Annotated in this window: 21 protein-coding genes, 1 tRNA gene and 2 rRNA genes (1 of these 24 running past the window's edge); 13 read left to right on the top strand and 11 right to left on the bottom strand. The window is 59.3% G+C overall.

The features are described 5' to 3' along the window. The 3 genes from J3A65_RS17300 to J3A65_RS17290 all read left to right on the top strand — a co-directional run. Positions 1–1771: ribosomal RNA gene (locus J3A65_RS17300) — 23S ribosomal RNA — on the top strand; it begins 1044 nt to the left of the window's first position. 257 nt (positions 1772–2028) lie between these two features. Further along, a 5S ribosomal RNA gene (rrf, locus tag J3A65_RS17295) occupies positions 2029–2143 on the top strand. A 258-nt stretch (positions 2144–2401) separates the two neighbouring features. Continuing rightward, positions 2402–2478, top strand: a tRNA-Met gene (locus J3A65_RS17290). Positions 2479–2681: 203 nt separating this feature from the next. Here the strand turns inward: J3A65_RS17290 and J3A65_RS17285 are convergent. Continuing rightward, on the bottom strand, positions 2682–3671 hold the full coding sequence (locus J3A65_RS17285; protein ID WP_209902471.1) for a TerC family protein: 990 nt from the start codon (positions 3669–3671) through the stop codon (positions 2682–2684). 311 nt (positions 3672–3982) lie between these two features. On the opposite strand from J3A65_RS17285, the gene J3A65_RS17280 reads away from it, so the two are divergent. Next, positions 3983–4894, top strand: coding sequence for a LysR substrate-binding domain-containing protein (locus J3A65_RS17280; RefSeq protein WP_209902469.1), 912 nt, complete (start codon positions 3983–3985; stop codon positions 4892–4894). Between the two features lie 71 nt (positions 4895–4965). Here the strand turns inward: J3A65_RS17280 and J3A65_RS17275 are convergent, their stop codons facing one another. The 3 genes from J3A65_RS17275 to J3A65_RS17265 are packed head-to-tail and all read right to left on the bottom strand — an operon-like array spanning position 4966 to position 7766. After that, entirely contained in the window at positions 4966–5988 is a 1023-nt protein-coding gene (locus tag J3A65_RS17275) for a LacI family DNA-binding transcriptional regulator (protein WP_244474108.1), read from the bottom strand. Positions 5989–6023: 35 nt separating this feature from the next. Next, the gene (locus J3A65_RS17270; RefSeq protein WP_209902466.1) at positions 6024–7013 is read right to left on the bottom strand and encodes an ABC transporter permease; all 990 of its coding nucleotides are present in this window, start codon (positions 7011–7013) and stop codon (positions 6024–6026) included. A gap of 12 nt (positions 7014–7025) precedes the next feature. Next, the gene (locus J3A65_RS17265) at positions 7026–7766 is read right to left on the bottom strand and encodes an ATP-binding cassette domain-containing protein (RefSeq protein WP_174197224.1); all 741 of its coding nucleotides are present in this window, start codon (positions 7764–7766) and stop codon (positions 7026–7028) included. A 150-nt stretch (positions 7767–7916) separates the two neighbouring features. On the opposite strand from J3A65_RS17265, the gene J3A65_RS17260 reads away from it, so the two are divergent. The 5 genes from J3A65_RS17260 to J3A65_RS17240 all read left to right on the top strand — a co-directional run bounded on the left by J3A65_RS17260 (position 7917) and on the right by J3A65_RS17240 (position 13596). Further along, complete coding sequence (locus J3A65_RS17260; protein ID WP_209902465.1) at positions 7917–8897, top strand: NAD(P)-dependent oxidoreductase; 981 nt, start codon at positions 7917–7919, stop codon at positions 8895–8897. A gap of 41 nt (positions 8898–8938) precedes the next feature. After that, entirely contained in the window at positions 8939–9931 is a 993-nt protein-coding gene (locus J3A65_RS17255) for a sugar-binding protein (protein ID WP_092659140.1), read from the top strand. A gap of 125 nt (positions 9932–10056) precedes the next feature. Continuing rightward, entirely contained in the window at positions 10057–11004 is a 948-nt protein-coding gene (locus J3A65_RS17250; protein ID WP_209902463.1) for a sugar-binding protein, read from the top strand. A gap of 75 nt (positions 11005–11079) precedes the next feature. Beyond that, positions 11080–12579: a sugar ABC transporter ATP-binding protein gene (locus J3A65_RS17245; RefSeq protein WP_209902461.1), complete on the top strand. Its 1500-nt coding sequence runs from the start codon at positions 11080–11082 to the stop codon at positions 12577–12579. A 9-nt stretch (positions 12580–12588) separates the two neighbouring features. Beyond that, positions 12589–13596: an ABC transporter permease gene (locus J3A65_RS17240; protein WP_209902459.1), complete on the top strand. Its 1008-nt coding sequence runs from the start codon at positions 12589–12591 to the stop codon at positions 13594–13596. 52 nt (positions 13597–13648) lie between these two features. Here J3A65_RS17240 and J3A65_RS17235 read toward each other — a convergent pair whose 3' ends face one another. From J3A65_RS17235 to J3A65_RS17210, 6 genes are all read right to left on the bottom strand, one after another. Then, on the bottom strand, positions 13649–14419 hold the full coding sequence (locus tag J3A65_RS17235) for an SDR family oxidoreductase (RefSeq protein ID WP_062462040.1): 771 nt from the start codon (positions 14417–14419) through the stop codon (positions 13649–13651). After that, positions 14416–15411 (bottom strand): ABC transporter permease, encoded by a 996-nt coding sequence (locus J3A65_RS17230; RefSeq protein WP_062581489.1) that lies wholly within the window; start codon positions 15409–15411, stop codon positions 14416–14418. The genes J3A65_RS17235 and J3A65_RS17230 overlap by 4 nt, the downstream gene beginning before the upstream one ends. A gap of 60 nt (positions 15412–15471) precedes the next feature. After that, a complete protein-coding gene (locus J3A65_RS17225; RefSeq protein ID WP_062581491.1) occupies positions 15472–16512 on the bottom strand; it encodes a sugar ABC transporter substrate-binding protein in 1041 nt (346 codons plus the stop codon). 34 nt (positions 16513–16546) lie between these two features. Further along, positions 16547–17317 (bottom strand): ATP-binding cassette domain-containing protein, encoded by a 771-nt coding sequence (locus tag J3A65_RS17220; RefSeq protein WP_062462050.1) that lies wholly within the window; start codon positions 17315–17317, stop codon positions 16547–16549. Then, positions 17314–18453, bottom strand: a complete 1140-nt coding sequence (locus J3A65_RS17215; protein WP_209902456.1) for an ROK family transcriptional regulator — start codon at positions 18451–18453, stop codon at positions 17314–17316. The genes J3A65_RS17220 and J3A65_RS17215 overlap by 4 nt, the downstream gene beginning before the upstream one ends. 311 nt (positions 18454–18764) lie before the next feature. After that, complete coding sequence (locus J3A65_RS17210; RefSeq protein ID WP_209902454.1) at positions 18765–20258, bottom strand: aminotransferase class V-fold PLP-dependent enzyme; 1494 nt, start codon at positions 20256–20258, stop codon at positions 18765–18767. A gap of 96 nt (positions 20259–20354) precedes the next feature. Here J3A65_RS17210 and J3A65_RS17205 point away from each other — a divergent pair, with 96 nt between their 5' ends. After that, positions 20355–20840: an Lrp/AsnC family transcriptional regulator gene (locus J3A65_RS17205; RefSeq protein WP_184654674.1), complete on the top strand. Its 486-nt coding sequence runs from the start codon at positions 20355–20357 to the stop codon at positions 20838–20840. A 104-nt stretch (positions 20841–20944) separates the two neighbouring features. Here the strand turns inward: J3A65_RS17205 and J3A65_RS17200 are convergent, their stop codons facing one another. Further along, positions 20945–21148, bottom strand: a complete 204-nt coding sequence (locus tag J3A65_RS17200) for a cold-shock protein (RefSeq protein WP_012760580.1) — start codon at positions 21146–21148, stop codon at positions 20945–20947. 301 nt (positions 21149–21449) lie between these two features. Here J3A65_RS17200 and J3A65_RS17195 point away from each other — a divergent pair, with 301 nt between their 5' ends. From J3A65_RS17195 to rocF, 3 genes are all read left to right on the top strand, one after another. Further along, entirely contained in the window at positions 21450–22646 is a 1197-nt protein-coding gene (locus tag J3A65_RS17195; RefSeq protein WP_209902452.1) for an amidohydrolase family protein, read from the top strand. A gap of 187 nt (positions 22647–22833) precedes the next feature. Beyond that, positions 22834–23760 carry a dihydrodipicolinate synthase family protein gene (locus J3A65_RS17190; protein WP_209902450.1) on the top strand — a complete coding sequence of 309 codons (927 nt, stop codon included), beginning with the start codon at positions 22834–22836 and terminating at the stop codon, positions 23758–23760. Between the two features lie 139 nt (positions 23761–23899). Next, positions 23900–24820, top strand: coding sequence for an arginase (rocF, locus tag J3A65_RS17185; protein WP_209902448.1), 921 nt, complete (start codon positions 23900–23902; stop codon positions 24818–24820). The last annotated feature ends 5 nt before the right edge of the window (positions 24821–24825 follow it).

Raw genomic sequence — 24825 nt, 5'->3', positions numbered from 1 at the left:
CCAGCTAAGGTCCCCAAGTCATGGCTAAGTGGGAAAGGATGTGAGGATCCCAAAACAACCAGGATGTTGGCTTAGAAGCAGCCATCATTTAAAGAAAGCGTAACAGCTCACTGGTCTAAATAAGGGTCTTTGCGCCGAAAATGTAACGGGGCTAAAGCCATGCACCGAAGCTGAGGATATGCACGCAAGTGTATGTGGTAGCGGAGCGTTCCGTAAGTCTGTGAAGGAGGACCCGTGAGGGCCTCTGGAGATATCGGAAGTGCGAATGTTGACATGAGTAACGATAAAGGGGGTGAGAGACCCCCTCGCCGAAAGACCAAGGGTTCCTGCTTAAAGTTAATCTGAGCAGGGTTAGCCGGCCCCTAAGGCGAGGCAGAAATGCGTAGTCGATGGGAACCACGTTAATATTCGTGGGCCTGGTGGTAGTGACGGATCGCGTAAGTTGTACCTCCTTATTGGATTGGATGTGCAGCGGGGCGGTTCCAGGAAATAGCTCCACCGTATAGACCGTACCCGAAACCGACACAGGTGGTCAGGTAGAGCATACCAAGGCGCTTGAGAGAACTATGTTGAAGGAACTCGGCAAATTGCACGCGTAACTTCGGAAGAAGCGTGACCCCTTTTTACGCAAGTGGAAAGGGGTGGCACAGACCAGGGGGTAGCGACTGTTTATCAAAAACACAGGGCTCTGCGAAGTCGAAAGACGACGTATAGGGCCTGACGCCTGCCCGGTGCTGGAAGGTTAAAGGGAGAGGTGCAAGCTTTGAACTGAAGCCCCAGTAAACGGCGGCCGTAACTATAACGGTCCTAAGGTAGCGAAATTCCTTGTCGGGTAAGTTCCGACCTGCACGAATGGCGTAACGACTTCCCCGCTGTCTCCAACATAGACTCAGTGAAATTGAATTCCCCGTGAAGATGCGGGGTTCCTGCGGTTAGACGGAAAGACCCCGTGCACCTTTACTATAGCTTTACACTGGCATTCGTGTCGGCATGTGTAGGATAGGTGGTAGGCTTTGAAGCGGGGACGCCAGTTCTCGTGGAGCCATCCTTGAAATACCACCCTTATCGTCATGGATGTCTAACCGCGGTCCGTTATCCGGATCCGGGACAGTGTATGGTGGGTAGTTTGACTGGGGCGGTCGCCTCCGAAAGAGTAACGGAGGCGCGCGATGGTGGGCTCAGACCGGTCGGAAATCGGTCGTCGAGTGCAATGGCATAAGCCCGCCTGACTGCGAGACTGACAAGTCGAGCAGAGACGAAAGTCGGTCATAGTGATCCGGTGGTCCCGCGTGGAAGGGCCATCGCTCAACGGATAAAAGGTACGCCGGGGATAACAGGCTGATGACCCCCAAGAGTCCATATCGACGGGGTTGTTTGGCACCTCGATGTCGGCTCATCGCATCCTGGGGCTGGAGCAGGTCCCAAGGGTTTGGCTGTTCGCCAATTAAAGCGGTACGTGAGCTGGGTTCAGAACGTCGTGAGACAGTTCGGTCCCTATCTGCCGTGGGTGTAGGAATATTGACAGGATCTGTCCCTAGTACGAGAGGACCGGGATGGACATATCTCTGGTGGACCTGTTGTCGTGCCAACGGCATAGCAGGGTAGCTATATATGGAAGGGATAACCGCTGAAGGCATCTAAGCGGGAAACCCACCTGAAAACGAGTATTCCCTATCAGGGCCGTGGAAGACGACCACGTTGATAGGAGGCGTGTGGACGTGCAGTAATGCATGAAGCTTAGCCTTACTAATAGCCCGATTGGCTTCATCGTTCTCATTGACTATGCTCATCAAGGTGCTGCGCACCTTGATGATGACATCTGTTTTGTCCTGACGCGCGAAAAAACGCTCCGGACGGGCCGCGCCAACAGGCGCGACGGCCTCTGGCCTTGCGGAGCTTTGCTCCGACAAACCAGCCGGCAAACAAAAGACGTGTTCAACTAAGACAAAAGGGGGTTCGCCTCCGCCAGCTTCTCGATAAAGCGTTGCAATGGTCGCCCATTGCCACGCATACATTGCCCTTAATCGACCTGGTGGTCATTGCGGGGTGGCTGCACCCGTTCCCTTTCCGAACACGGCCGTGAAACACCCCTGCGCCAATGGTACTCCGTCTTAAGACGCGGGAGAGTAGGTCGCTGCCAGGTCTATTAAAGGCAATGCCATCCATAAGGATGGACCAAACAATCTTCTCACACATAACAAACCGGCCCCTGGCCAAACCAAGGGCCGCTCCCAAAGCGGCCTTTTGTCGTTGCTGGGGTTTAACGAAATAATGGGACGTTCGGTCTGTAGCCGGTGCGTCCCTCAAAGGAGACAAATCCTTCGGATTTGCTCCGGCACTACACGTAAACCGCAACGCGGTTTACGCAGACGCGAAATTTGGCAATGCCAAATTCGCTTGGCGCGGGGTGGAGCAGCCCGGTAGCTCGTCAGGCTCATAACCTGAAGGCCGCAGGTTCAAATCCTGCCCCCGCAACCAAATCATCATTATCGAAAAACACCCGTAGCCATAAGCTGCGGGTGTTTTGCGTTTGTAGCCTGACCGAACCGCATCGACGGCCGATACGCCGTGTCCGCCAAAGACGGGTGACGCCGGATGCGATCGGTTTGTTACCAGCGTTCCGGCTGTCTCGATTGATGCCTTGCAAGGCTGGGGCGTGTTGTGGCTAACAGTCCCGCCCCTTAGACCGTATTGCCGGCACGTGTATCGCGTGTCTTCACCAAGCTCCAGATAACGCCGGAGGCGATGATCGCGAAGGTGATACCGAGCGAGAGTGAAGCGGGAAACTTTTCGAGACCCAGGAGGTCAGCGACGAAGATTTTCGAGCCGATGAAGATCAGCACGATTGCGAGCGCCGGCTTCAGGTATCGAAAGCGATGGATCATCGCGGCGAGTGCGAAATACAGTGCGCGCAGACCGAGGATCGCGAACACATTCGACGTGTAGACGATGAACGGATCGGTCGTGATCGCAAAGATCGCAGGGACGGAGTCGACCGCGAAAATCACGTCGGCGATTTCGACCATGACGAGGGCCATGAACAGCGGCGTCATGAACCAGACCAGTTTGCCGGTCGTGGGATCGGGCTTCTTGACGAAGAAATCCTGACCGTGATGCTCTTCCGTGACGTTAAACCTGCGCCTCATGAAGCCGACAATGGGATTGTTGCCGATCTCGGGTTCCTTGTCGCCGATCAACAGCATCTTGATGCCGGTGATGACGAGGAAGGCGGCAAAGAGATAGAGGACCCATGAAAAGTTCGAAACCAGCGTCGCGCCAAGTCCGATCATGATGGCGCGCAGAACGATCACACCCAGCACGCCCCAAAAGAGGACGCGGTGCTGGTATTTGCGCGGCACTGCGAAGAAAGAGAAGATGAGCGCGATGACGAAGACGTTGTCCAGCGCCAGCGTTTTCTCGACCACGAAGCCCGTCAGGTAGTTCATCCCCTGCTCATCGCCGAGCTGCCACCAGATCCAGCCGCCGAACGCAAGACCGAGCGCGATATACATCGAAGACAGGATCAGGCTCTCGCGGACACCAATCTCGCGGTTGTCGCGGTGAAGAACGCCGAGGTCCAAGGCCAAAAGGGAAACCACGATCGAAAGGAAACCGAGCCACATCCAGACGGGCTTGCCGAGCCAGTCTGCGAAGAAGAATGCAAAGTCCATGTGAACACTCCAGCCGGTCGTTCACGGTGGATGCGGCGTCCGACATCGCGAGAGGACCGGCAGCTCTCGCCAGAGGGGCCCGGACAGGGGCACAAGGAGTAAACCGCGGGCGCAGGACCCGCGGCAGCGGATGGAACTGGATCGTGATCAAGAGGGCTTGCGCGTTTCAGTCGGAGCGCCGCGATGGCCTTTCGAGGTCGAAGCCAGTTCCATCTTCGACCTCCTCTTTGATCAAAGACTGATCTGGCGATCCCATCGTCATTGCGCCAATTGATTGTTGAAATCGTCTCGATAGTGATCGACTATTGAGCATGCCGTTTCGCCCCAGTCTTCGCCAACTCGAATACGTCGTCGCGCTTGCTGAATGCGGTCATTTCGGAAAGGCCGCGAAGCAATGCCATGTCTCGCAACCAACACTCTCCGTCCAAGTGGGGATCGTGGAAGAAAATCTGGGCGTCCAGCTGTTCGAGCGGACGTCGACGACGGTTCTCCTCACGCCGGTCGGGGAACGTTTTGTGCATGGTGCCCGCGTGGCGCTTGCCGCAGTGGGCGATCTGCTCGAGACCGTCGCAAAGCACAGCGCAGCGCTTGGCGGCGTCATCAGGCTGGGCACGCCGCCGACTTTCGGGCCGTATTTCCTGCCCAGGTTCCTACCGTCCCTGCATAAACAATACCCCGATCTGAAGATCTACATCGTCGAAGATCGTCCTGCTGCGATCGAAACCGCTGTCGCGGAAGGAACGCTCGACTGTGGCCTCGGCCCCTTGTTCGGCGAGCGGCCCCTGATGTTCGTGCCGATCGGCAGGGAGCGGCTGCTGCTGGGCGTTCCCGCTGACCATCAGCTTGCAAAACGTCGGGCTGTCTCCGTTCAAGAGCTGAAAGGCGAGCGTCTGCTGGCGCTTGGAAGCGGACACCAGTTGCTCGAGAGCGTTCAGCGACTGGCGAAGGCGTCCGGCGCGACTGTCATTGACGACTATGCCGGTACCAGCCTGGACGCGATCAGACAAATGGTGTCGATCGGCATGGGCTGCTCGCTGTTTCCCGAACTCTACGCGCAGGCGGAGTTCCGCAACGCAGAGGACGTTCATCTCCTGGAAATCGAGGGCTGGAGTGAGACCCGTCAGGTCGGCATCTGTTTCAGGTCAACCAGCGGCCGGGTGGCGCATTTTCAGGAACTTGCCAGAAGGGCGACAGACGCCGCATTGGAGCTCGGGATCGGCTGACGTGCCGGCGGTCCTTTCTGCTCAGCAAGTCATTCCATTGGCCGCGAACCTTGCCGCAGGCCAGTCTGAGCTCAGGCGGAACTGCGGGCGACCAGTCGGCACTCCACCTTCAACTGGTCGTGATTGCTGGTCAGCCCGCCAGCCATATCGGAAAGCAGCTCGACGGCCATCACGCCCATCTCGAACATCGGAAGATGGAAGGTTGTCAGCGGCGGCATCGTGAACTGGGCAATGTCTCTGTTGTCGAAGCCGACGACGGAGACATCCTCCGGGACAGACTTGCCGAGTTCGTTCAGCGCTTCGATACAGCCAAGCGCCATGAGGTCGTTCGCGCAGAATATCCCGTCCGGGGGATCCTTCAGCTTCATCAGCGCATGCGTCTTTTCGTATCCGGACGGCGGTTCCCAGTTGCCATAGTGCACGAGGTCGGGGTCGTAGGAGAGATCGTTGCTGGCAAGAGCCTGCTTGTATCCGCGCAAGCGGTCGCGCGGATTGTCGAGACCTTCCTGGCCGTTGATCAGGGCTATCCGCTTGCGCCCGGCGCTGATCAGCCGTTCCGTCGCCGCCCGGCCGCCGGCGACGTCTCCCGGCAGGATGGACGGAAGCCGACGCTCTTGATCGTAGCAGTTGACCAGCACAGAGGGGACCTTCAGAAGCGGTTCCGGCGGATCGATCTTGCGGGTCAAAATAGTGCCGAAAATGTAGCCGATAAGTGCCTGTCCGTCACAGATCGAAAAGATGCCGCCATCCGGGTCCTCGCCTTTGCGGAAGACGCCAAGAGTGACGATAATCCCGAGTTCGAGTGCCTTTTCGCGGGCACCTTCGTAGGCAAGGGCCATCCATGGATCGGTGGTCAGTTCGTCGACGGCAAAAACGATTACCTTGTTGGCGGGCGCACTGCCGGGTCCGGAACTGGCTGATGACTTGTTCGCGAGACGATAGCCCAACTGATCCGCCGCGTCGAAGACCCGCTTGCGGGTGGCTTCGGTGAACCGGGCGCCGGAACTGCCATTGAGAATGAGGGAAACGGTCGCCTGAGATACGCCTGCCAGCGCAGCCACGTCCATCATCGTCGGTTTCAAGGCATTCTCCATGTCGGACACCGTGGTTTCCGGGGGATGGTGCCGTGTCAGGATCGAAAGTGCCGGACACGGTCGAAGGCTACGGCAACCACAATGAAGGTACCTATGAACATTCCTTGCCAGAATGTCGAGATGCCGAGCAGGATCAGAGAGTTGCGAATAACTTCTATCAACAGTGCTCCAACGACCGCACCGAGCGCATTGCCTTCGCCACCGGCCAGATTGGCACCACCGATGACGGCCGCGGCAATCACCGTCAGCTCCATGCCTTGGCCGAGATTGGTGGTCACGCTGCCGAGCCATCCAGCCATCAGAACGCCGGCGAGCCCGGCGGTGAGAGCCGACACGCCATAGATACTCACCTTCATGCGCCGCATGGGGATGCCGGTCAGGATGGCGGCGTTCTCATTGCTGCCGATCGCAAGCAGATGCTGCCCCCATCGGGTCCACCTGAAGACCAGCGACATTACAAGGGCTAGTGCAGCGAGGACGTAAAGAGGGTGGGGTATGCCCAGCGTCGAGCCGCCGCCGACCCAGATCAACAGGTCGTGGTCGGGGCCGAAATTCCAGATCATCTTGTTGTCCGACAGGACCATGGCCAGGGACCGAGCGGCCGAAAGAGTGCCCAAGGTGACGACGAAGGGTGGCATTCCGGCATAGGCGACAAGCACGCCGTTCAGTACGCCCACAAGGAGGGCTGAAAGCAGCGCAAGAGGAAAGGCGAGGAGGAAGGGCATGCCACCTTCCATGGTGACGCTGATCACCATGGCACTCAACACGACGGTTGAGCCCACCGACAGATCGATGCCGCCCGAGGCGATTACGGTCGTCATTCCGATCGCGATGATGCCGACGAAGGCGAAGTTGCGCGCAACATTGAAGAGATTGCGCTCCGTTGCAAAGCTGTCCGTTAGAATGCTGAGCGCGAGGCAGGCAAGGACCGCAGCGATAAAGACCCAGAACAGCTGCCGGCTCGATACGCGTGAGATCCAGCTTCGATGCTCGCTGCGGGCAATCACGTCATCCAATGTGGTCATGGCGATCTCCTTTCAAGCGGCTTCGATGGCGCCGGTGATCAATCCTGTCACTTCTTCGGGCGACGACTGATCGGCGCGTTTGCTGGCGACGAGTTCGCCGCGCCGCAGCACCGCAATCTTGTCCGAAACACCGAAGACGTCGGGCATGCGGTGGCTGATGAGAATGACGCTGATGCCGTGATCACGCAGCCTGCGAATGACATCGAGAACCTCGGCCACCTGGCGGACGGAGATTGCAGCGGTCGGCTCGTCCATGATGACGATCTTGGGCTCGGATAGCAGCGTACGGGCGATCGCAACCGCCTGGCGCTGGCCACCGGACATGCGGCGCACCAAATCGCGTGGTCTCGTTTCCGATTTCAGTTGCCGGAACAGCTCCGCTGCGACGCGGTTCATCTTGGCATAGTCGATGTAGCGCAGCGGCCCGAGGCTGCGCATGGTCTCTCGCCCCAGGAAGACATTGGAGGCAGCCGAGAGATTGTCGCACAGCGCAAGGTCCTGATAGACGACCTCGATGCCGTGTCGCTGTGCGTCGCGTGGGTTGTGAAAGGTCACCGGTTGGTCATCAACGCGGATCTCTCCTGTCGATGGTGGGAAGTTGCCGGCGATAATTTTGACAAGCGTCGTCTTGCCGGCGCCGTTGTCCCCCATCAGTCCCAGAACCTCCCCTGGTTCGACGGTGACACTGACACGCGACAGCGCCTGTATTGCGCCGTAACTCTTTGAAATTGAATGCAATGAAAGCCGTGACACGCTCCGCCCTCCCTCGGCTGATCCCACGATGGCATTCTGTTGGCACCATAGCCTGCAGGTTGCCGGCTCGTAAACCGGTATCAATAATGCTTGACTTAATATTATAACCAAATATTAATTATTCAACCTGAAAGCGAAAAGGGGGCGGTGATGCGGTTGCTCGTGACGGGCGCCACCGGAAAGGTGGGCCAAGCCTTCCTTCCCGCCTTCCTTTCCAATCCGCGCTTTGCGAAATGGAATGTCGTCGCGCTCTGCAACAACCGGGCTCTGGAACCCGGTCCCCGTGTCTCCGTCGTGAAGGGGTCCATGGCAGATCCGCAGATTGTCGGGAAGGCGCTCGAGGGTGTGACGCATGTGCTGCACCTGGCGGCCGTCAAAGAGACGCCAGATCAGGCCATCGATGTTGCTCTCAAGGGGCTTTACCTCCTGCTGGAGGGTTTCAGCCGTTCAGCTGCGAAACAGCAGTTCATGCTGCTGAGCGGTGATTGTGTGGTGGGGCACATTTTTCATGGTTACAGTGCACCGATCACGGAGCAGTCGCCGAGGCGAGCCTATCGCGGCGTCTATGCCCTGACCAAGGTGCTGGAAGAGACCATGGTGGAACAGTTCGGGATCCAGGAGGGTCTCAACTGGACCACACTTCGCGCTCCGTGGATCATGGAAAAGGACGACTTCCGCTACGCAATGGAGGTCGGTCCTGATCAGTTCGGCGGGCCGCCGTGGTCGGCGATGATGGGAGCGGATGATCTCGACGCGCTTCGGAAGAACCGGGCCGTACCTGCCATGCGGGATGGTCGCGGCGCCTATCTCAAGCGCAGCTTTCTTCATGTCGATGATCTCGTCAATGCGATGATCGCCGCGCTGGACAATCCGGCTGCGTATGGAGAACTGTTCAACGTCGCCATGGACCAGCCGGTCGACTACGGCGCGTTGGCCGATATCCTGGAGGCTTCCGGCGATCGGCAGCGCCGCGACATCCCGACACCGTTTCACAGCAACTGGCTCGACAATTCAAAGGCCCGGATGGTTCTCGGCTGGCAACCGGAAATCGATGTCGAAGGACTTGTCGAGCGTGCCTGGAGCTACAGGCGTGCAGAAAATGATCCGCGCATCATTTGGTATCCCGGCTGAGCAGGAGGGTTTCGCCGGCGATTTAGAGGAGGAGAAAGGCAATGAAAACAAGATATTTGGCATTCACTGCAATACCTATTCTCATGTTGCTGGCCGGCGAGAGCGCTGCGGAGAGCAAAAAGACACTCGCCATCGTCGTCAAAGGGCTCGACAATCCGTTCTTCGAGCAGATCAATCTGGGCTGCAAGAAGTGGCTGTCGGAAAATCCGAAGAGCGAATACGAGTGCCTCTATACGGGACCGGCCTCTTCGGCCGACGAAGCGGGTGAGGTCCAGATTGTCGACGATCTGCTGACGCGCGGTGTTGCAGCGATTGCAATCTCGCCGTCGAACGCGCCGGCCATGGCGAACCGCGTGCGCCAGATCGCGCCGCAAATTCCCGTCATGACCGTCGATGCGGACTTCCTCGAGAAAGACCATGATCTGCGCAAGACCTATCTCGGCACCGACAATTATCTGATGGGTGTGAAGATGGCCGAGCAGACGAAGAAGCTGAAGGCGAAGGGTGGCACGGTGTGTCTGCAACTCGGCAATGTTGGTGCCGCCAACATCAATGCGCGTGCCCAGGGTTTCCGTGACACGATTGCGGGAGCCAAGGACGTGAAGCGGCTGAGCGGACAGAACGGCTGGACTGAAATCGAGGGATGCCCCGTCTATACCAACGACCAGGCGGACCTCGCCAATCAGCAGATGTCGGATGTCTTTACAGCCCATCCCAAGCTCGATGCCTTCATCCTGATCGGCGGGTGGGCACAGTTCGCGCCACAGGCCTATACCCAGGTCACCGACCAGGTCATGAGCAAGCTGAAGTCGAAGGAACTGGTGATCGTGGCGGGGGATACGCTGCCACCGCAGACCCAGGCTTTCCGTGAGGGCCGCAGCCATGCACAGGTAGGTCAGCGGCCCTTCGAGATGGGCTACAAGGCACCCGACGTGATGATTAAGCTGATCAAAGGCGAGAAGGTGGATGATCCGCTGTTTACCGGCCTCGACATCTGCAACGCCGAAGATCCCGGTTTCTGCAAGACCAACTGACGCGCCGTGGCGCCCATGGCGCAGACGCTGAAACGGACCCGATAACCGGGCTGAGGCTTTGCATCGCTCGGTTGTCGCCCTTCAACCTGGAGCAGCCCTGGAGGAGTGGGTTGCGGGAGGACAAGATGAAAAGGATTACGATCACGGCCCTCGTGGCCATGGCGACCATGGTGGCTATGCCAGCGGTCGCCGCAGAGAAAAAGGCACTCGCCTTCGTCGTCAACGCCGCTTCCGATTTCTGGAAGCTGGCCGAGGCCGGGGTCAAGGCGGCGCAGACCGAGCTTCCGGATTTCGAGTTGCAGTTCCGTTATCCCACGCAGGGAACGGCCGCACTGCAGAACGCCCTGATGGATGACCTCGTGGCTGCGGGGACCGACGCAATCATGATCTCGTCGGCTGACCCGAAGAATTCCGTCGATGCTTTCAACCGCGTCGCAGCTCAGGTTCCGCTCTTCACGACGGACAGCGATGCGCCGCAGTCGAAGCGCATCGCCTATCTGGGTTCGTCAAACACCCAGGCCGGCATTCAGGCGGGGGAGATTGCGGTCAAGGCTCTCCCCAAGGGTGGTAAATGTATGGGATTTGTCGGCTTTCTTGGCGCTGATAACGCCAGGGAGCGGATCGACGGTTTTCGCCAGGCCGTGAAGGGCAAGTCAATCGAACTCGTCGATGTGAGGGGCGATGACGTCGATTTTGCCCGCGCGCGGTCCAATGTCGACGATGTCCTCGCGGCAAATCCGGACATTACCTGCATGGTGGGCTTTTATTCCTACAATCCACCGAAGATCTATGAAGCGTTGAAAGCGGCCGGAAAGCTCGGGAACATCACGGTAATCGCTTTCGATGAAGATCCGATAACGCTGGGAGCCGTGCGGCAAGGCCAGTTTGCAGGCACGGTCGTTCAGGACCCCTATCAATGGGGCTACCAGGGGATGAAGCTGATGGCGGCGTACCTGAAGGGCGACAAGTCGAAAGTGCCGGCAGATGGATTGATCATCGTGCCAACCAAAGTCATCGACAAGGCAAATGTCGATGCGTTCGAGAAGCAGCTCAAGGCGCGGATGGGCGGGTAATACGCGCCTGGACGCGGCCAGCGCGGATCTTTCGGGCTGCGCGCTGGCCCTCAACGCATTCGAGGTTCACGCCAGATGACAGCTGCCGCCCGCATATCTCTTGATCTCATCGGCATCACCAAGGTCTATCCAAGCGCTGTGGCGCTCAATCAGGTGTCGCTCGGCATCCGGGGCGGTGAAGTTGTCGGGTTGATCGGCGAAAACGGTGCTGGAAAATCCACGCTCATGAAGGTGCTTGGGGGCACGATCGTGCCCGATGAAGGTGAGATCGTCATCGATGGGAAGACGGCGTCCCATCTGACACCCGCCGAGGCCTTGGCCCGTGGCATCGCGTTCGTGCACCAGGAGCTCAACCCATTTTTCAATCTCGATGTGGCGGGCAACGTTCTCCTGGGCCGTGAGCCGCGCAGCCGCCGCTTCGGTTTTATCGACCATGCGGCCATGGCCAGGCGGGTGAAACCACTGCTCGACATGCTGGGCGCTCGCTTTCAGCCATCCACCCAGGCTTCGGAACTTTCGCTGGCGGACCAGCAGCTGATGGAAATCGCCAAGGCGCTCTCGACCAATGTCCGCCTTCTGATCCTCGACGAACCGACATCGAGCCTCACGCTTGCGGAAACCCAACGGTTGCTCGATGTGGTGCGCCGGTTGCGCGCAGATGGAGTGGCCATCCTGTTTATTACCCATCGCCTTGCCGAAGTCGAAGCCGTCGCAGACCGGGTGGTTGGGCTCAGGGACGGTCGAAATGCCGGGGAGCTGCAAAGCGGCAGCATCAATCGAGATGCCATGGTGCGATTGATGATCGGCCGCGATGTGACGCAATTCTACACGCCCCCGCATGTAAGGCAGGGGCCGGTAGTGCTTCGGACACGAAATCTCAGAACCGAAGCCTATCCGCAGGCCCCGGTCGATCTCGAGGTTCGAGGCGGTGAAATTCTCGGGCTTGCCGGTCTGGTCGGCGCAGGCCGGACGGAACTTGCGCGCGCGATCTTTGGCATCGATCCCGTCCAGGGCGGTCGTGTCGAGATGAACGACAAGCCGGTCGCATCCGGATCGGTACCGGCAGCAATCGCCGCCGGCGTCTGTTTGGTGCCGGAAGACCGCAAGGGTGAGGGACTGTTCCTCGACTTCTCTCTTTCTGAAAACGTGGTGATGCCGAACCTTTCGGCGATCGCGACCGCTGGCTTCGTCGATCGCGGGGCCGAAATGGAGATCGCCGATCGATCCCGCAGCCGGCTATCGATCCGTGCGCCGCGGCTCGACCGTGCAGTCAGCGAATTGTCGGGCGGCAACCAGCAGAAGGTCGTGCTGGCAAAGTGGCTCGGGCTCGATCCCAGGTTGATCATTCTCGACGAGCCGACGAGAGGCATCGATGTCGGAGCGAAGGCTGAGGTTTACCGGCTCATGCGCGATCTCGCGGAGGGCGGAGCCGCGGTGCTGATGATCTCGTCCGATATGGAAGAAGTCATCGGCGTCTCGACGCGCGTGGCGGTGATGCGGCGCGGGGCCATTGCCGGCATCCTGTCGCGGGCGGATCTGTCCGAAGAAGCGATCCTCAGTCTGGCGGTCGGATAGGAGATTGGCATGCACAAGAAAGACATCGGCCTTGCCGTCCTCGTTCTGACCGTGGGTGCCATCGTCACACTGGTCAATCCGCGTTTCATTTCACCGGTCAATCTTGCCAACACAGCCAATCTGATTGGACTGTTCGGACTGTTTTCGATTGCCGAGGCCTTCGTCATCGTCACCGCAGGGATCGAACTTTCGATCGGCTCCGTCATAGCCCTTCTCGGCGTCATCTTTATCGACCTGATTGCCTCCCATGGTGTTCCCTGGCCTGTCGCCTTTGCGATCGTTCTGGTCCTGTCGGTTGTGATCGGATTGCTGCATGGCTGGCTCATTACACGGCTCAAGCTACAGCCCTTCGTCGTCACACTGTGTGGTCTGCTGATCTACCGAGGCATAGCGCGCTTCTACACCCGGGACGGGACAGCCGGCTTTAGCTTCGGGACGGACCTTCCCATGCTCGAATATCTGTTCGTCGGACGAACAGCGGGCGTTCCCCACTCCGTCATGGCTTTTGCCGTGTTTGCGGTGCTTGCGTGGTTTCTCCTGCACCGAACCGTTTTCGGACGTCATCTTCTGGCCGTCGGAAAGAACGAGGAGGCGGCTCGCTATTGCGGGATCAATACAAAGCGCGTGATCGTCACTGCTTATGTTCTCTGTGCCTTTCTGACGGGCGTCTCGGCCATTTTCTTCGCCATGTACACCAAGTCCGTCCAGCCCTCGTCGCATGGGAATTTCTACGAGCTCTATGCCATCGCGGCTGCGGTCCTCGGCGGATTTTCCCTGCGGGGTGGGGAAGGCTCGATCGTCGGGGTGGTGCTTGGGGTTGTGTTGCTTCAGGTCCTCCAGAACCTCGTCAACCTGCTCGGCATTCCCTCGTCGCTCAATTTCGCGGTGATGGGTGCGGTCATTCTCGTGGGCGTCATTGCCGATACGCAGTTCCATGCCTATCGGCAAAGGCGACATCATCAGGCGACCCGCTCTGCCTTGGCCGAGGTTGGCCGCATCCCGTCGGCAAACGGATGACGGATAGGTCGTCGACGATCGACACAGAGCTGGTCCCGGATGCTGGAAATGATCAGGATGGCAGGAGCCTGAAGTCCGCGCCTTCCGGCAGGAGTTGCCCGCCATCGACGACGATGGTGGTGCCGGTCACATAGCTCGCATCGTCGGAGGCGAGAAACAGGAAGGCATTGGCAACGTCGCGCGGCGAGCCGAGGCGGGCGAGCGGAATTGCGTCCTCCATGTTCTTGATGAAGGCGGCGCTACGATGCAGCTGGATCGCTTCCGTCAATATGTTGCCGGGCTCGACGCCATTGACATTGATGCCGTAGGACGAGAACTCCAGCGCCGCTGAGCGAATGAAGCCGTTGATGCCAGCCTTGCTCGCCGCGTAGTGGCCGTGGCCCGGGCTTGTAACATGCGGGCCGGTGATGGATGACGTAAACAGGATACGCCCCGAGCCCTGCTTTTTCATCGGCGTCAGCGCGGCGCGTGCGGCGTTGAAGCATCCGCGCAGATTGACCCCCATCACGCTGTCCCAGTCTTCCGGAGACGTATTCTCGATGAGCTGCCACGGATAGATGCCGGCGTTCTGGACGATGATGTCGAGCCGCCCGTGACGTTCGAGTGTGAACTCGACCGCGGCAACGGCGTCTTCCATCTTCGAGATGTCGGTGTGGACGAAGTCGATGCCGAGATCATCAGCTGCCGCCTTGCCGTCGTCGGCCTCGGAATCAGCCAGCACCAGCTTTGCGCCTTCCTCCTGGAAGCGGACGGCGATTGCCTTGCCGATGCCGCGCGATGCGCCGATGACCAGCGCCACCTTGTCTTTCAATCTGTCTGTCATGCGAGCCTCTGGCGGAGCCTTTGTTTGAACGTATCGAGAAGAACCGCTGCAAGCACCAGGAAGCCGTGGATGACCTGGGTATAGTTTGCCGGCAGGCCCATCAGGTTGATGGCGGTGTTGATGGACGAGAGGAGCAGCACTCCGGCGTAGACGCCGGGCAGCGCACCGACACCGCCCTTGAGGCTGACACCACCGATGACGACTGCCGCAAAGGCGTTGAACAGCAGCCCAACGCCGAGGTTTGCCGTGGCGCCTGATGTGCGTATGGCAAGCAGCCACCCAGCCAGGCCGGCGATGGCGCCTGCCAGTACAAAGGCGATGATCAGGTTGCGGGTGACGCGAATGCCGGCGCGGTAAGCGGCGGTCTCGTTCCCGCCGATCATTACCAGGTGCCGGCCGAATGGCGTCCTGGCCATCAGCACCGAAAAGACCACGAAACAGGCAATCGCAATCCAGGCTGACAGCGGAATGCCAGCCACACGCTCAATAGCGAACCAGCGGATGGCCGGATCCAGATCCTGGGCGGAGCGTCCGCCGGAAACCGCCAGCACGATGCCGCGCACCCAAATGAAGGAGGCAAGCGTGATGATGAAGGCGCTCATCTTCAGTTTCACGACAAGGAAACCGTTGAAGAGACCGATCAACGCGCCGATCCCGCAGGCAACGAGCAGTGACGCTGGGATCATCAGCCATTGCGGTGAGAGCTTGATCCCCATGCCGATCCCTGCCGAGCAGAAAAGGATGCCGACCGCCATGGCCGCCAAAGCGGCAACGGATTCCACCGAAAGGTCCATATGGCCGGCGATGATCACCAGAGCCAGGCCGATCGACATCACGCCAAGCACGCTCGACGCTTCGATGATGTTTGTGAAAATGCCGATCTGGAAATAGTTCGGGATCAGGGCCGAGAACAGGGCAAGCACAACGATGAGCATGAACCAGACGAGGTTATCGAGTACAGATTCTAGACTTTTGCGCGTACGGGGCGTCATGCGGCAAATCCGGACTTGAGGGGAGGAGTCCGGGGTCTTTCGACCCCGGATGAAGGGTTGTTATTCGACGGATTTGATCGAGGCTGTCGGCGCTTTCATGTTGCCCCAGAAGGCCGGGTTGTCGACATTCTCCTTGGTGATCGCCGCACCCGGGATCTTGATGTTCGGCCCCCAGGCTTCCTTCGTCACGACCCCTTTCAGGCCAAGCACGTCATAGTCGCCGGCCTTGATTTCCTGCTTGCCGACGATCTTGTCCATGAACATGGCAATGGCTGCCGCCTGGGCATAAAGCGGTTGCTCGACTTCGGTATTGAGCCAGCCCTTGCGGATCAGATCGAGGCCGACGGGAGCGCCGTTCGAGCTCATCATCATGACGTCACCTGGTTTCTTGCCAGCGGACTCAAGCGAGGCGACGGCTGCAACCGAAAGATGGGCTGCATGCAGGAAGATCAGGTTGATATCGGGATTGGCCAGCATCTGATCGGAGACGATCGTCCCTGCATTGCTGGCTTCCCACTGCATGGCGGGCACAGAGATGATGGTCACCTTCGGGAAGGCCTTCATCTTCTCTTCGAAGCCCTTCTGGATATCGAGCGTGTAGGGATCGCCAGGGTCGCCCAGAACCTGCAGGATCTTGCCCTTCACGTCGCCATTCTTGGCCTTGAGCATCGCTTCAGCCTGTTGCGCGGCAACATGGCCGATCTCGATCGTCCCGGCGACCGAGGTGAAGTCTGACACGGTCGAGGTGACCTGACGGTCGAACTCGACGACCGGAATACCGGCCGCACGGGCTGCCTCGATGGATGGTTTCAATGCGTTGAAGTCGACAGCGGCGAGGATGATCGCCGCCGGCTTCAAGGCGATGACGTCGTTCATCTGCGACTGCTGTGCGTCTGTCTTGTTGTCGGCGTTAAGGGTTTTCATCTCGTAGCCGGTCTGCTTCAGAAACATTTCCAAGGCGCTGACCGAGCCTGTCTGGAATTCGTCGAGCAGTGTCGGCACAAGATAATAGACCGTACCCTTGGACTGTGCGGCCGCCGTTGTGAGCATTGAAAGGCCGAGCACCAAAACGCTCAGCAAGCTTAGCATTATTCGTCTCATGATCGTTCTCTCCAGTTTTACGCCGGACCCCTTGTCATTGTTTGCCCACCGGTCCGGCGCCGGTGAGGGTTTGCCCTGTGATCATTTCGATCACTGCATCCGGGCTTGTCTTGGTTCTGTCGACATCGCCGGCGACGACGCCGTGGCGGATGACGACGATGCGGTCTGCGACCTGAAAGGCCTGCTGCATGATGTGGGTGATGATGACGACACCGATGCCCTGGCTGGCGACATGGCGGATCATGTCCAATCCCCGCCGCGTCTGTTCGACCCCAAGTGCGGCGAACGGCTCGTCCAGCAAGAGGAGCTTGCCACCCCAATGGGCAAAACGGTTGAGCTCGATCGCCTGCCGCTGGCCGCCGGACAGATGCTCGACCTTGGTGCGCATGGAGGGAATGCGGGTGCCGGCACTGGTCAGTGCCTTGGTCGTGATTTCCTCCATCGCACGTTCATCGAGGAAGGGGATGCCCGCGATCTTGCGGGTGATCTCGCGGCCCATGAAGAAATTGGCGACGACGTCCACATTGGTGCAGAGAGACAGGTCCTGGTAGACCGTCTCGATGCCGGCTGCCTTGGCCTCGGCAGGCGTCTTTGCCTCGAACTCTTCGCCTTCGAAGAGCATCTGACCTGACGTGGGTTGCAGACCACCCGAGATGATCTTCACAAGCGTGGACTTGCCTGCGCCGTTGTCGCCAAGAAGGGCGACCACTTCTCCCTTTCCGATCGAGAAACTGATGCCCTTGAGCGCTTCGATCGCGCCGAAATTCTTGCGGATATCATTCAGGACAAGCAGTTTTTCGGTCATTCGACAGTCCCCTTCTCTGAAGTCTCGAACATCTGGCCGAAGCGCGGCGACAGGACGCCGAAAACGGCTAGCGCGGCTGCGCCTCGGAGTGCCGAATGCTGGCAGTCACTGGCGACGACGACACGTGGATGCGGGCGGTTGGTGCGGGCGGAAACCGAATTGCTCAGGCCGTCGGCCAGTGCGGCAAGCTGCTCGATCAAAGACTGCGGCGCCAGGCCACCGAGCACGACAGTCTCTGGATCGAAAAGGTTTTCGATCGTGCGGATGGCATTGCGAAAGATCGGCGCGATCTCGCGGACCCATTCTGCCTCGGGCAGGCCGCGCCGAGTGAAGGCCTCGAGCGAAAGATAGCGCTCAAGGCAGCCATTGTTGCCGCAGGGGCAGGGCTCGCCATCCGGAACGGCGGGGATATGGCCGATTTCGCCGGCATTGCCCCAGGCGCCGCGCATCACTGTCCCGTCATGCATCATCGCGCCGCCAAGGCCGACGCCGAAGAACAGGTAATAGTAATCCGAAATCTGTTGTCCGAGACCGTAGAGCTGCTCGCCGAGCGCCGCTGCCGCCATGTCGTTTTCCATAAAGGCCGGCAGACCTGTCGCCTCTGTGAGGCGGGAATTGATGTCGACGTCTTTCCAGCCGGTCATCGTTGTCGGGCCAACGAAGCTGATGGATTCCACGTCGAACGGCCCGGGCAAAGCCAGTCCGGCGCCCAGCAGGCGGCCGCGGCATGGGCTTGCCTTGAGTTCGTCCACCATCTCGCCAATCAGAGCGAAGGCTTCGTCCGGCGTCGGGTTGGACGCGCTGCGGTGGCGGCTCTCGACGACATCACCGCGCAGATTGACCAAGGCAACGTCGATGCCAAGCGGCGTCAGGTGAATGCCGACCGCATGCCCACCCTCCGGATTGACGGTCAGCTTCGAGGGCGGAATACCGCGGCCCCGAGGCTTTTCGCGCACCGAGACGATGAGCTCTTGTTCTTCGAGTTCCCGGACAATGGTAGAGACAGTCTGTACGGTGAGGTGAACCCGTTCGGCAATTTCGCCACGCGTCGTCGGACCAGTCAGGCGGATCGCTTCCAAGACGATCCGTCTGTTGTAGGGCCTTCCGGATTCCTGGTTGGTACCGCGCAGCGCCATTTCGAATGTCTCCGAATGACGAAAGTGTGTCAGCGCTCACGTATTTAGTCAAATGGTTTTCAAAAAAGAAAAACGCGCGCGCGAAGGGCCCGATCGCGCTGACGTTGCAAAGGCTGATCTGGCGGTACGCGCGCTATCCGCGAAACTCTTAATGAGTTCGCCTCACCCTCGGAGCCAGGAATCATGACCAGCGCCTGATCAACTTGAGCACGAAAGCGTCATCCTCCGCTGGTAGGTTGCGCTATGTCACGGGGGTCATACCCGCAAGGCGGCCGGGTGGGCACGCCAAATGGTAGGCGTTTGGCAAAAGCCTATGCCGTCGCCTCCAACGGTTGAGCGAGGGGCGAGAATATCGCCCGGCTGCGATCGACCATGTATGACGCTGTATGGGAAGGGGCATCCCGGGCGAGTTGGATCACCGCTTCAAGGATGAACCTGATTTTTTCCTCGGAATGGAGAACGCTCAGATTGAGCCGGGTGAAACCCGGTTTCTCGATTTCGTTGCCGTTCCGGATCGATTGCCTGATCCGCTCCGAATGCTCGTCATCGATCGACAGAAGCCGGTGGACATAGGGGCCGGCGCAGGCGCAGCCGCCGCGTGCCTGTATGCCGAAGCGATCGGAAAGCATGCGGGTGATCAGCTGCTGATGCACATAGCCACCCTTTCCATCCCTGATGCGAAACGAAAAGATCGGCAGTCTCGACATACTCATCGAGCCCAACAGCTCGATCTGGGGAATGCCCTGCCAAGCCTCGAATGCGCGCGCGGTGAAATCCTCGTTCAGGCTCGCAATTCTCTCAAGGCCGATTGCGTGCTTGACCAAGAAGGCGAGTGCAGCGCGGATATCGCCGATGACGTTGGGGGTTCCGGCTTCTTCGCGCGCTTCGATATTGTCGCTGTAATCGTGGCCCGTCGGGGAGACGAATTTGACGGTGCCGCCGCCTGGCCAAGAGGGTTTTGTAGTGTCGACTGCATCGCGTCTGACCACGAGGATACCGGAGGCACCGGGGCCACCGAGGAATTTATGGGGTGATACGACGATGGCGTCGATCTCGGCGCCTTCGGCCGGTGTCATCGTGATTGGGATATAGGGACCTGCGCCGGCGAAATCCCAGAGGATCTTTGCGCCTGCCGATTTTGCGAGCCGGGTGACCGCTTCGATATCCGTCAGGATACCGGTGATGTTCGATGCGGCCGAAAACGAGCAGATCGTCAGAACGTCCCTGCTGTCTTCAAGAGCCTTTTCCAGGAAGATGAGGTCAGGGCCACCATCGCAACCTTCCTGAATTTCGATGATCTCAGCGCCGCTTTCCCGCCAGGGGAGGATGTTCGAATGATGCTCGTAGGGGCCGATGATGACCCGTGCGGGTTTGCCGGTAGTGACTGCATCCTCGACGCCGAGCAACTTGACCAGGCGGTTGATGCCGGCCGTTGCACCGGATCCGGCAAAGATCACCGCATGGCGGCTGTCGGCGCCACAGCATTCGGCGATAGTGGCACGCGCTTCACGGCGCTTGCGGGTCATCATCGCTCCGCAAAAGGACGCTTCCGTATGGCTGTTGGCATAGTAAGGCAGGACCTCTTCAAGAACGAAGGTTTCCACCTGCCGGAGCGCCCGTCCTGACGCCACATAATCGGCATAGATGAGATCCTTCAGGCCGTATGGCCCGTCCACCTTGGCGGATGCGCCAATCATTCCCGAGGTCAGTGCTGCAATCGGATCGGCGACAGCCAGACTGCGACGAAATCCCTGAAGAGCAGTTTCGGGTTCGGTTCGTGGCATGCAGTCAGCCAGCTGGCGCATTGTCGATCTCCTTGACGAGTTGACTGCGATTATAAACTGAAGCAGGGTCTGAATTCTTCACCGTATTTGCGCTGATTATGCCAGGAACTGTGTCACATGATCGAGAAAGACCTGAATTTCGATGAAATCGATCTACGGATCCTCACGAGCCTGCAACGCAACTCGGCCTTATCGCAGCGTGATTTGGCAGAGCATGTCGGACTTTCGCAAAATGCATGCTGGCGCAGGCTGCAGCGTCTGCAGGCAAGCGGGATCATCGGCAATGCCCGATCCGAGATCGATCTCGACCTGCTGGGCTTCGATCTGACGGTCATTGTGATGATTCGCACACGCCACCATTCCAAGGAATGGGCTGACGATTTTCGCAGTCATGTCGATCGCCTGCCGGAGGTGATCGACTTTTACAGGATCGGGGGAGATTGGGATTATCTGATCAAGGTCGTGACCCGCGGAATATCCGGGTATGACGCATTTTATCAGAAGCTCATCACGAATTTCGATCTCGCGACGGTGACGGGCTTTTTCGCGATGGAGGCGATCATTCGCAACCGTGCACTAGATCTCAGCCGAATGAACCGGTGAGACCTGGTTCGGTTTCCAGCCATATTTGGCGGCACAACCGATGGATTAACCCGCAGAATGTGCCTAGCCCACCCTAAAGCAGGCTAGGCGCTTTTTATCGTCGCTTAGAGAACCGAGACGTTTTCAGCCTTCGATTTACCGGTCTTGCGATCCTGTCCGACTTCGAAGCTGACCTTGTCACCTTCGCGAAGCGAGCCGCCGCGCTGCAGAGCAGAAACGTGAACGAACACGTCCTGGCCGCCATTCTCAGGCGTGATGAAGCCGAAGCCCTTGTCGTCGTTGAAGAATTTAACCGTACCTGTCGCCATGAGAAACCTGTTTCCTATGTAATCCGCGAAATTGCGATGGGCAAACTATAGCGCCACCGCTTCACTATCAACCCCAGCACCATGAACACCGTGATGCCCGGCCCGTATCAACGCCAAATTTTCTTGCCACCGACTACGCAAAGTATCTTAAGCATTGATATCTCTGGCGAGCAAGCCTGCCGCGACACCTAACTCCGTTATCTTGATCGGATATTGGTCGCATAGCGGGCAATAAGCCGTATAAACCAGGGGGTTGCCGCCGACCTGACGCTGTAAACGATGCTAGAATTTGAGGAAGCCCATGATCAAAAGCACGACGGTTTTCACCAATGCCAGGCTGGCGGAGGGCGTTCTGCGCGATATTCACGTCGAGTCGGGGCGGATATCTGCGATTGAAGCCGCAGGCTCGGTTACTCCTTCTGCCGAGGTCATCGACATCGGCGGCGAGTTGCTGGTTCCGGGTTTTGTCGAAGGGCACATCCATCTGGATACGAGCTTCTACGGCGATAAATGGATGCCGCATCGGCCCTGCACCAACGGTTTCGACGTGCAGGAGCGGGTCACCTTCCAGGCGGAGAACATGGCCGCCGCGGCGCCGATGGACAAGCGGGCCCACGATCAGCTCGATCTCTGCATCGCCAATGGCACGCTTTCCATGCGCAGCCACGTGATGGTCGATGGTTCGGTCGGGTTAAAATCGCTGGAGACGATCCTGGCGGTTCGCGAGGACTATAGGGATGTGATCGATCTCCAGCTGGTGGCTTTTCCGCAGAGCGGCATCCTCAGGAGCCCCGGCACACCGGCGCTGCTGGACGAGGCCATCGGGCTGGGTGCCGATCTGGTCGGCGGTCTCGATCCAGCCAGTTTCGATCGTGACGTCACCGGCCATCTCGATGTGGTCTTCGGCGTTGCCGAAAAGCACGGTGTCGATATCGACATTCATCTCCACGATTCCGGCAGCATGGGCGCGTTTACCATCGAGGAGATTTGCGCCCGCACGGTGGCGCTCGGCATGCAGGGCCATGTCGCGATCAGCCATGCCTATGGGCTTGGAGATCTCGACGCTGACGCGGCGCGCAAAATTGCCGCAACGATTGCGAAAAGCGGCGTTTCGATCATGACCAATGCGCCGGGCAACCACAATTTCCCGCCGGTCGCTCTGTTGCGGCGAGAAGGCGTCACCGTGTTCAGCGGCAGCGACAATATTCGCGACAGCTGGTGGCCCTATGGCGATGGCGACATGCTGCACCGCGCGGAAATCATCGGATATCGCTCGGGCTTCTACACCGACGACGAACTGACAGCCGCCTTCGACATCGTCACTTCGGAAACAGCAAAGGCGCTGAGGATAGAGGGCTATGGCATCAAGATTGGCGCGCAGGCGGATTTTGTGACGCTTTCGGCTGCCAATATTCCGGAAGCGGTCGTCGCTTTCCCCCGCAACAGGCGTGTGTTCAAGGGTGGACGTCTCGTTGCCCAGGGTGGCAAACGGGTCTGATTCGCTTTGAGATCGGTGACGGAGGACGGCTTCAAACCGTAACTCCGCCGATCGGGATGGCGGGCATGGTGTTCTTCGTCCACATCATGATACCGGTCGAACAGCCGGAGTCGGACAGGCCTTTGCTATTACCGGAGGTCCTGACGCGAATTACCCTGCAGCTCGTTCGATACTGAGAGGAGATTTCATGACATTCAATGCTGAAACCAAGGGCGTTTACGCCATTGCCGCGACGCCGTTTAACGACGATGGTTCGATCGATTTCAATTCCGTCGATCGGCTGACCGATTTCTATGAGGAGAGCGGCTGCACCGGCATTACCATTCTCGGCATCATGGGAGAGGCGCCGAAGCTGGAGGCGGATGAAAGCCGGGCGATCATCAAGCGGGTGGTTTCCCGTGCCAAGGTGCCGATCATCGTCGGCGTGTCGGCGCCCGGTTTCGCCGCCATGCGGTCGCTCGCTCGCTCCTCCATGGACATGGGTGCCGCAGGCGTGATGATCGCGCCGGGGCAGGGCGCCAAGACCGACGACCAGACTATCAATTATTTTGCAGGCGCGGTGGAAGCGGTCGGCGAAGACGTGCCGTGGGTGCTGCAGGATTATCCGCTGACGCTCAACACGGTGATTGCGACCAGCGTGGTTGCCAAGATCATCACCAACCACCCTTCCTGCCTGATGCTAAAGCATGAGGACTGGCCAGGTCTTGAGAAGATTTCGAAGCTGCGCGCCATGCAGAAGGCCGGTGAATTGCGGCCGTTCTCCATTCTCTGCGGCAATGGCGGCATGTTCCTCGATTTCGAGCCGGAGCGTGGTGCTGACGGCGCAATGACAGGTTATGGCTTCCCGGATATGCTGACCGAGCTGGTTGACCTCTTTGCTGCCGGCAAGCGCGACGAGGCGCATGACCTGTTCGACGCGCATCTGCCGCTGATCCGCTACGAGCAGCAGCTCGGCATCGGTCTCGCGGTTCGGAAGCACGTCCTCAAGCGCCGTGGCGTGATTGCCTCCGATGCGCAGCGCAAGCCCGCCCAGATGCTGACGCCGGCCGCCCAGGCAGAGGTGGACTATCTGCTTTCACGCCTTGCCCGCCACGACAAGCGCGCAGCACTCTGACATCGGAGGGAGCGGGATACCCCTTACCCGCTCCTTCCTCCCCCCGATTTTCTTACGGATGAGGGTGGCTGCTGCCTATCGGCCGTGTTCCATGGTAGGTCTTGAGCCCCCGAGATTCGGTCAGCGACGGAAAAACAGCATGCATTGCAAACTCATCGGCGTTCCCCTTCAGGATGGAGCATCCCAGCTCGGTTGCGAGATGGGGCCGAGTTCGTTGCGCACCGCAGGCCTTGCCGGCGCGCTCGCCGATCTCGGCCATCAGGTGAGCGATCTCGGCAATCTGGCGCTGCCGCCGGTCTCTGATATCACCCATCCCAACACGGCGGTTCGCCGCCTGCCTCAGATCGTCGCCTGGGTCGAACTGCTGACGAAGATCGCCCACCGCGAAAGTGCCGAGGGCATGCCGATCTTTCTCGGCGGCGATCATGCGATGTCGGCCGGTATCGTCGCGGGCTTGGCACGCACCGCGGCGGAAAAGCAGCGCCCGCTCTTCGTTCTCTGGGTCGATGCGCATACGGATTTCCACACGCTGGAAACGACCGGCAGCGGCAATCTGCATGGCGTTCCCGTCGCCTATTTCACGGGTCAGCCGGGTTTCGAGTGTTATTTCCCGCCCCTGACGCATCCGGTCGATCCGGCCAATGTCTGCATGATCGGCATCCGTAGCGTCGATCCGCAGGAGCGCTCGGCGATCAACAAAAGCGACATCACGGTGCATGATATGCGCGCGATCGATGAACATGGTGTGGGTGCCGTGCTGCGCTCCTTCATTGAAAAGGTCGAGGCCGCGGGCGGCCTGCTGCATGTCAGCCTCGATGTGGATTTCCTCGATCCTTCGGTCGCTCCCGCCGTCGGCACCACGGTGCCGGGTGGCGCGACATTCCGCGAGGCGCATCTGGTGATGGAGATGCTGCATGACAGCGGTCTCGTCACGAGCCTCGATCTGGTCGAGCTCAACCCGTTCCTCGATGAACGGGGCCGTACCGCCACCCTGCTGGTGGATCTGACCGCCAGCCTGATGGGCCGCACCGTGCTTGACCGCCCGACGCGGCGGTTCTGACGGCT

The organism is Rhizobium sp. PvP014 (assembly GCF_017876855.1).
GTDB classification, from domain to species: Bacteria; Pseudomonadota; Alphaproteobacteria; order Rhizobiales; family Rhizobiaceae; genus Neorhizobium; species Neorhizobium soli.
This window is presented reverse-complemented; position numbering and strand designations above follow the sequence as displayed.